5 protein-coding genes are annotated in these 7,525 nt (G+C 35.8%); all 5 read left to right on the forward strand.

Going from position 1 to position 7,525, the window contains the following annotated elements; genetic code table 11:
* The first annotated feature begins 96 nt into the window (after positions 1-96).
* The 5 genes from tyrS (at position 97) to WC906_04670 (ending at position 7,405) form a co-directional block, all read left to right on the forward strand.
* The gene (tyrS, locus tag WC906_04650) at positions 97-1,317 is read left to right on the forward strand and encodes a tyrosine--tRNA ligase (protein MFA5777702.1); all 1,221 of its coding nucleotides are present in this window, start codon (positions 97-99) and stop codon (positions 1,315-1,317) included.
* On the forward strand, positions 1,318-2,346 hold the full coding sequence (gene pheS / locus WC906_04655; GenBank protein MFA5777703.1) for a phenylalanine--tRNA ligase subunit alpha: 1,029 nt from the start codon (positions 1,318-1,320) through the stop codon (positions 2,344-2,346).
* 116 nt (positions 2,347-2,462) lie between these two features.
* Positions 2,463-4,844 carry a phenylalanine--tRNA ligase subunit beta gene (pheT, locus tag WC906_04660; protein ID MFA5777704.1) on the forward strand — a complete coding sequence of 794 codons (2,382 nt, stop codon included), beginning with the start codon at positions 2,463-2,465 and terminating at the stop codon, positions 4,842-4,844.
* A 157-nt stretch (positions 4,845-5,001) separates the two neighbouring features.
* Positions 5,002-6,057 carry an HTH domain-containing protein gene (locus WC906_04665; GenBank protein MFA5777705.1) on the forward strand — a complete coding sequence of 352 codons (1,056 nt, stop codon included), beginning with the start codon at positions 5,002-5,004 and terminating at the stop codon, positions 6,055-6,057.
* A 64-nt stretch (positions 6,058-6,121) separates the two neighbouring features.
* The gene (locus WC906_04670; protein MFA5777706.1) at positions 6,122-7,405 is read left to right on the forward strand and encodes a hypothetical protein; all 1,284 of its coding nucleotides are present in this window, start codon (positions 6,122-6,124) and stop codon (positions 7,403-7,405) included.
* The last annotated feature ends 120 nt before the right edge of the window (positions 7,406-7,525 follow it).

Below are 7,525 nucleotides of genomic sequence, written 5' to 3' on the forward strand. Positions count from 1 at the left end.
AAAAACAGGCAGGAGAGATGATTGCATTCATCTCTTCTGCCTCCCTAAAAAATCAACAAATTTGCGAAAATGTTAAATAATTGATATCATAAAAATATGCCAAAAGTAATTACTGATGAAAAATTAATAGATGAAATTTTGACTCGAGGAGTGGAAAATATTTTTCCTAGCCGAGAAGAACTTAAAAAAGTTTTAATGTCTGGAAAAAGGATACGATTATACTGCGGTTATGATCCAACAGCTAAAGCGCTTCACATTGGAAATGCCATTTCCATTAACAAACTTGGCCAATTTCAAAAATTGGGACACGAGGTGATTTTTCTGATTGGAGATTTTACTGGAATGATTGGCGATCCGACCGACAAAAGCGCTACTCGAAAAAAACTTACCAGAGAAGAAGCTTTGGGGAATAGTGAAAATTATCAGAAACAAGCTTCCGGATATTTGAAATTTGACGGAGAAAATCCGGCTAAAGTTTTGCGCAACAGTGAATGGAGCGACAAAATTAATTTTAAAGATTTAATTGAATTATCTTCCAATTTTACTGTTCAGCAGATGCTTCAGAGAGATATGTTTCAACAGCGCCTAAAGGAAGAAAAACCGATTTATCTCCACGAGTTTCTGTATCCATTGGTACAGGCCAATGATAGCGTAGAAATGGACGTCGATTTGGAAATCGGTGGGAATGACCAGATGTTCAATATGCTTTGCGGGCGAGATTTAATAAAGGCGATGAAAAATAAAGAAAAATTTGTTTTGACAATAAAACTTTTGGCGGATGAAAATGGAAAGAAAATGGGAAAGACGGAAGGAAATGTGGTAAATTTGGATGAGACTCCAGAGAATATGTTCGGACAAATTATGGCGTGGTCCGACGGGCTTATTAATCCCGGTTTTGAGCTTTGTACAAATTTAGTCAAAAATATTGTGGCTGAAATAAAGGAAAAAATGAAGAATCCGGACAATAATCCTCGTGACTTGAAATTGCAATTGGCATACGAAATAACCAAGATAAATTATGGCGAAGAGAAGGCTAAGGAAGCCCAGGATTATTTTATCAAGACTTTTTCCCAAAAAGAGATTCCGGAAGACATTCGGGTAGTGCCTAGTCCTGCCCCTAGTATATCAATAATTGATTATATGATGGAAACCGGTCTAGCAAAAAGCAAATCTGAAGCTCGTAGAGTCGTAGAACAAGGCGGACTGGAAATTGATGGTAAAAAAAATACAGATCCTAAAGCTCTGCTGGATGATAGCTATGATGGAAAAGTTATAAAATTTGGAAAAAAAGATTTTGTGAAAATAAAATTTGAATAAATGCAGGAAAAAATAATCGAAATAAAAAGCAAAGCCATTGAAGAAATTTCCGAAGTCAAAAACAAGGAAAGTCTTTTTGATCTGGAAAAAAAATATTTAGGAAGAAAAAGCGAATTCAATGATATTTTGAAAAATATCAAGAATCTTTCCGAAGAAGAGAAAAGGAAAATCGGACAGCTGGCCAACAGTTCAAAGATAGAAATTCAAGATTACATAAATAAAACCCAGAAAGTTTTGGAAAAAGACAGCTTTGATTTTGAAAAAGAAAAAATTGACGTTACTATTCCGGGAAAAAAAGTAAAAAACGGACATCTTCATATTTTGAGCCAAGTCCGAAATGAGATTGAGGATATTTTTACCGGAATGGGATTTGAAATCGCTGATGGTCCGGAAATAGAAACGGAATGGTATAATTTTGATGCTCTGAATGTTCCCAAGGATCATCCAGCGCGCGATATGCAAGACACATTCTGGCTGAAACAGAAAGCTGGTGATGAAAAATTGGCGCTGAGAACCCAGACATCGACGATGCAAATTCGCTATATGCAAAAAAACAAACCGCCGCTTCGAATTATTGCTCCTGGAAAATGTTTTCGAAGAGAAGCGACTGACAGCACGCATGATCATACTTTTTATCAATTTGAAGCTCTTGTGGTCGGAGAAGATGTTAATGTTGGAAATTTGAAACATATTGCGGAACAATTTTTCTCTAAATTTTTCGAAAGGGATGTCAAAATAAGGCTCCGTCCCAGCTATTTTCCCTTCGTGGAACCTGGATTTGAGTTTGATATTAATTGCCTGATGTGCGGTGGAAAAGGCTGCAGGGCCTGCAAGGATGCCGGCTGGTTGGAATTGGGAGGCGCTGGAATGGTAAATCAGGCTGTTTTTGTTGCTGCCGGATATCCTCGAAACAAATACCAGGGTTTTGCCTGGGGATTTGGGTTGGAACGGCTGGCAATGATGAAATATAAAATTGATGATGTTAGATTGTTTCATGGCGGAGATCTTCGGTTTATACAGCAGTTTTAGAATTTTTAAATTTTGTAATTTTTAATTTTATAAATAATGTTTTAATTTTTAATGTTTAAAAATTTAGAAATTAAGATTTATTTAAAAATTAAAGATTGGAAATTAAAAATTATTTTATGAAATATTCCTACAATTGGCTTAGAGATTTATCCAAAACCAATAAAACTGCCGATCAGATTATAGATGCTCTAATGATGCATTCTTTCGAGGTGGAAGGAATTGAGAAAAAAGGAGAAGGATTAGAAAAAGTTGTTATTGGAAAAATATTGGAAATAAACAAGCATCCGAATGCTGACAGACTGCAACTGACTAAAATTGATATTGGCGCAATGAAATTGGATATTGTTTGCGGAGCCTCAAACATCAAAGTCGGAGATAAGGTTCCTGTAGCGATAATAGGAGCCATTCTTCCAGGCAATTTCGAGATTAAAGAAGCTGAAATCCGAGGTGTAAAATCATACGGGATGCTTTGCGCGGAAGATGAATTAGGACTCGGAAAAAATCATAGTGGAATTTTTATATTGGATGAAGAAACAAAAATCGGTGAAAAAATATCAAAAACTTTAGGTCTCGACGATACAACTTTTGAAATTAAGGTTCTGCCGGACAGAGGACACGACTGCTTGAGCCATATTGGAGTGGCCAGGGAATTAGCCGCGCTGGAAAACAAAGAATTTGATTATAAAATTAAAAAAATCGTAACGAAGAAAACGAGCGCATTGACTGTCAAGATTGAAGATAAAAATCTTTGCCCGCGATATATGGGAGCCGTAATGACTGGCATTAAAGTCCAAGAATCTCCCAGCTGGATGAAAAACCGCCTGCAAGCTATTGGAGTGAATCCGATTAATAATATCGTCGATGCGACTAACTATGTGATGATGGAACTCGGCCAGCCTTTGCATGCCTTTGATTTCAATAAAATTGGAAATGGAAAATCGGTAAATATAAAAGTTAGAAAGGCGGGAGATGGAGAAGAAATAAAATTATTAGACGAAACTGTTAAAAAACTATCTTCCGATGATTTGGTTATTGCCAATGAGAGCAAGGCCCTGGCAATTGCCGGAGTTATGGGAGGAGAAGATTCCGGAATCAATGAAAATACACTTTCTATTGTCCTGGAATCCGCCAATTTCAATGCCACCTCAATCCGAAGAACTAGAACCAGGCAGAATATCAAAACAGAGGCTTCCGACAGATACGAAAAAGAAATTGATCCAAACTTAACAGAAATTGCGATAGCAAGATTGATTGGAATTATCGAATCTTTTGGCGGAAAGTTTGAAGGAATTGTTGATGTTTATCCAAAACCAGCCAAGGAATGGAAAATAAAATTAAATTTGGAATATGCTAGCAAGCTATTGGGAGAAAAAATACCAGAAAAGCAAGCGCTAAAAATATTGAATTTACTGGGACTAAAAACTTCCGGCAAAGGTAAGATGATAACTGTAAAAATTCCAACCATCCGAATTGATCTTAAAACTCAGGAAGATTTAATTGAAGAACTTGGAAGAATTTACGGATATGAGAAAATAGAATCAAGTTCTCCAATCGTTTCCATTCAAGCGGCAAAGATAAATAAATTGAGAAAGTTTGAAAGAACGGTGAAAGAAATTCTTTCCGGAATCGGGTTTTCTGAAATTTATAATTATTCCTTCTATAGCTTAAAAGATGCAGGACTGGCGAATTTGTCTGAAATAAAGCATCTTGAACTGGAAAATCCAATGAATCCCGATCAGGCTTTGCTTCGGACAAGCCTTATTCCCAATATTCTCAAGAATATCAGGGAAAATCTAAAGAATCTCAATGATTTTTGCATTTTTGAAATCGGAAAAATCTATTTTCCCAACAGAGAAGTTCTTCCGGAAGAAAAGAATATGCTAGTCGGGGCGATAGTTTTAGAAAAAGACAAGAAAGCCGAAAGTTTTTTTGAGTTAAAGGGTTATGCAGACGCTCTCTTTGAAAAACTGGGAATTGCAGATTATTATTTTGATAATCTTGAATGCTCTTCAAGCAGCGCCTCTCTAGCACTTTGGCACGAAACTAGATGCTCGGAGCTTAAAATCAAAGGAAAAAATGAAGGTTTTGGATATTTGGGAGAAGTTAATCCTCTGGTGCTAGCCAATTTTGACATCCATAAAAGAGTTGCGATGTTTGAATTTAACATGGGAGAACTTCGGAAAATTTCCAAGCCGGAAAAAGAATTCATACAGATTCGAAAATATCCGGTATCGTCAAGAGATATCTCAATGCTTGCCAGTTTGGAAATAAAAGTCGATGATATTTTAAAGAATATTCGAAAGTCAGGAGGAAGTTTGGTATTAAACGTAGAACTTTTTGATATTTTTGATTTTAAAGAAAAAAATGAAACAAGCTTTGCTTTTCGGATATTTTTCGGAGCTCCGGAAAGAACTCTCAAAAATGAAGAAGTGGACGAAATAATAGGGAAAATAATTCAAAACTTGGAAAAGGATTTTAAAGTTAAGGTAAGAAAATAACTATTTGTTAAAATTCCATACAAAACTCGCTTTTAACAAAGCGAGTTTTTTCGTTGTTTGAATCGCAGTAAAAACTACCAGAGGCTTGACAAATTTATAAAATATGTGCTAATCTAATCTAACGCATAATTTTGGTTAAAGATTATATTTTAAATAAATGAACAGCAAATTGGCAGAAGGAGAGAACAGCAGCAAGAAAATGGCTAAAATCAGCTTATTTTTAGCTTTGGAAAAGTTTTTTTCTGACCTTCCAGAAAGATCAGCAGGCATCATAAAAGACAGATATGGAATTGAGAGCAAGGAACCAAAAACCCTGGAAGAGATAGGAAAAGAATATAATATTACCAGAGAAAGAGTACGCCAAATCATAAGAGAAACATTTAAAAAGCTAAAGAAAAAAAAGAGTGAAAATACTGATGCGGTTAATAATAAAATTAAGTTTACTATAGAAGAAAAAAATGATATAATGAAAAAAGAAGTATTGTTGTCTGATGATCTTGAAATTAAGGAAAAAGGATCATTGAAGTTTTTTCTTGATATTTTTGGCAATTTTAGTTTTAAGGAAATTCAAGGAGAACTTGAAGGATCATGGGCCACGGAAAGTTTTGATATCAACGAATGGAGGAAAATAAAGAATAGCGTAAAAGAAATTTTAGAAAAAATTAAGAATCCTCTTACTAATCAGGAACTTCTTGAAAAAATAAAAGAATCAGGAGGAATAGACGCTGAACAAAAGAAGATATTCGATTATTTGGAAGTTTCCAGTGAAATAAAAAAGGGGAGTTTTGAAAAGTGGGGATTGAAAATTTGGGATGAGATTACTCCCAAGGGAACCAAAGAAAAAATATATTTAATACTCAAAGAAACAGGAAAGCCTCTTCATTTTAAAGAAATTGCCGGTCTGATTGACAAGCACAAGCTCAATAAAAAGAAAAAGACCCACCCGCAAACAATTCACAATGAACTTATTCGGGATAAACGCTTTATTTTGGTCGGAAGGGGAATCTATGCCCTTTCTGAGTGGGGATACTCGCAAGGAACTGTTAAGGAAGTAATCGAGGATATTCTCAAAAAAAATGCAGAGCCAATGGAAAGGGAGGAAATCATAAACAGAATTTTGAATGCCAGAAAAGTAAAGAAATCAACAGTCTTGATAAACCTCAATAATTTTTTCGAAAAAGTGGGAAAAAAAAGATATTATATAAAGAAATAGAAAAAAGCATCTAACATAAAAAAGATCCTTTAGATACAACGTTATTTAAAACGGACTCAAAAAAATGGACTTATTACTTTCTTCTTTCAAGGATATCGCAGGCTCGCTCGGAACTATGGGCATAGTTTTCTCTTATACTTGGTATTTTATTTTACCGCCGCTTTTCTATGCTGTTTTCAGGCCTTTATGGATAGAACAAGTTCGAGATCGAGAATATATGTCTTCTCTTAAGAAAATTTTACTTGAATTAATTCCTCCTCAAAATCTCGAAAAGAGTCCTAAAATAATGGAGTCTTTTTTCAATGTGATTCATGGCGTACTTACAACTATTCCAAAGGGTGATTATTATATGAAGGGCAAGGTGATTGAACGTTTTAGCCTGGAATTAGTCGGGGATAGCGGTGAAATACATTTCTATATACAATGTCCTGATTTTGACCGAGGAATGGTGGAAGCCGCTCTTTATGCCCAGTATCCTGATATTCAGATTGTAGAGGCGGATGATTATGTAAAAAGAGTGCCGCTTATTCTTCCTAACAAAAAATGGGAAGTTTGGGGAGCGGATGCAAAATTAGCTGGCCCCGAACCGATGCCGATCAAAACTTACGATAGATTTCAGGAAGATGTTACTGGAAAAATGATCGACCCGCTTTCTTCTGTCCTTGAGGTTCTTTCTCAGCTTGGTCCTAACCAAAAAGTTTGGTGGCAGGTTTTAATTACGCCTGAAAAAGAAGGATGGGAACATGACGAGGGAACAAAAATGATTAATGAACTTACAAAAAGAGACAGCAAGCCTGGCGGAGTTTTAGAAAGATTGTGGACTGACATTACCGATGTTTTTGGCAATCTTTCAAAGGCTATATCAGGACCGGTTGAGTTTAAGTCGGCAGAAGAAGAAAAAGAAGAAACCCCCCTTGAATTTCGCTTAACGCCGGGGGAAAAAGAAAAACTCAAGGCCCTCGAGGAAAACATGACCAAAAATATTTTCTTAACGAAGATGAGATTTGTTTATGTCGGCAAAAGAGAAAACTATGATAAGCCGGGAGTAGTAGGGGGATTTTGGGGATCAATGAAACAATTTTCTGATCAATATTCGAACGGAATAGCTATTCATGACGACACAAAAACCTATGCCTGGTATTTTATGATAAAGTCAAGGCTTCGTTACAGGCAAAGGAAATTAATCAAACGATACATTGACCGCGATCCAACCGGTAATAATTGTTATTTAAGCACTTCAGAACTTGCTACGATATTTCATATGCCCGATATGTCTGTGATGACCCCATCGCTTCGCAGAGTAGAAGCTAAGCTTGGAGGTGCGCCGGCTAATTTACCAGTAAAGTAAATCACTAAACATTCACTAAACTTATCACGAAAAATCCCTAAATTTGAGATTGTTTCGTGAGATAAAAATATGAAATATTTTTATCGGGTTCGTGAATATTCGAGATGCTATGCCAGATGA

It is taken from the genome of Parcubacteria group bacterium (assembly GCA_041657845.1).
In the GTDB taxonomy this organism is placed as follows: Bacteria; Patescibacteriota; Minisyncoccia; order Moranbacterales; family JAKLHP01; genus JAKLHP01.

Coding starts and splice junctions, on each gene's coding strand:
- pheS (MFA5777703.1), top strand. CDS start 1,318: ATGCAGGAAAAAATAATCGAAATAAAAAGCAAAGCCATTGAAGAAATT.
- tyrS (MFA5777702.1), top strand. CDS start 97: ATGCCAAAAGTAATTACTGATGAAAAATTAATAGATGAAATTTTGACT.
- WC906_04665 (MFA5777705.1), top strand. CDS start 5,002: ATGAACAGCAAATTGGCAGAAGGAGAGAACAGCAGCAAGAAAATGGCT.
- pheT (MFA5777704.1), top strand. CDS start 2,463: ATGAAATATTCCTACAATTGGCTTAGAGATTTATCCAAAACCAATAAA.
- WC906_04670 (MFA5777706.1), top strand. CDS start 6,122: ATGGACTTATTACTTTCTTCTTTCAAGGATATCGCAGGCTCGCTCGGA.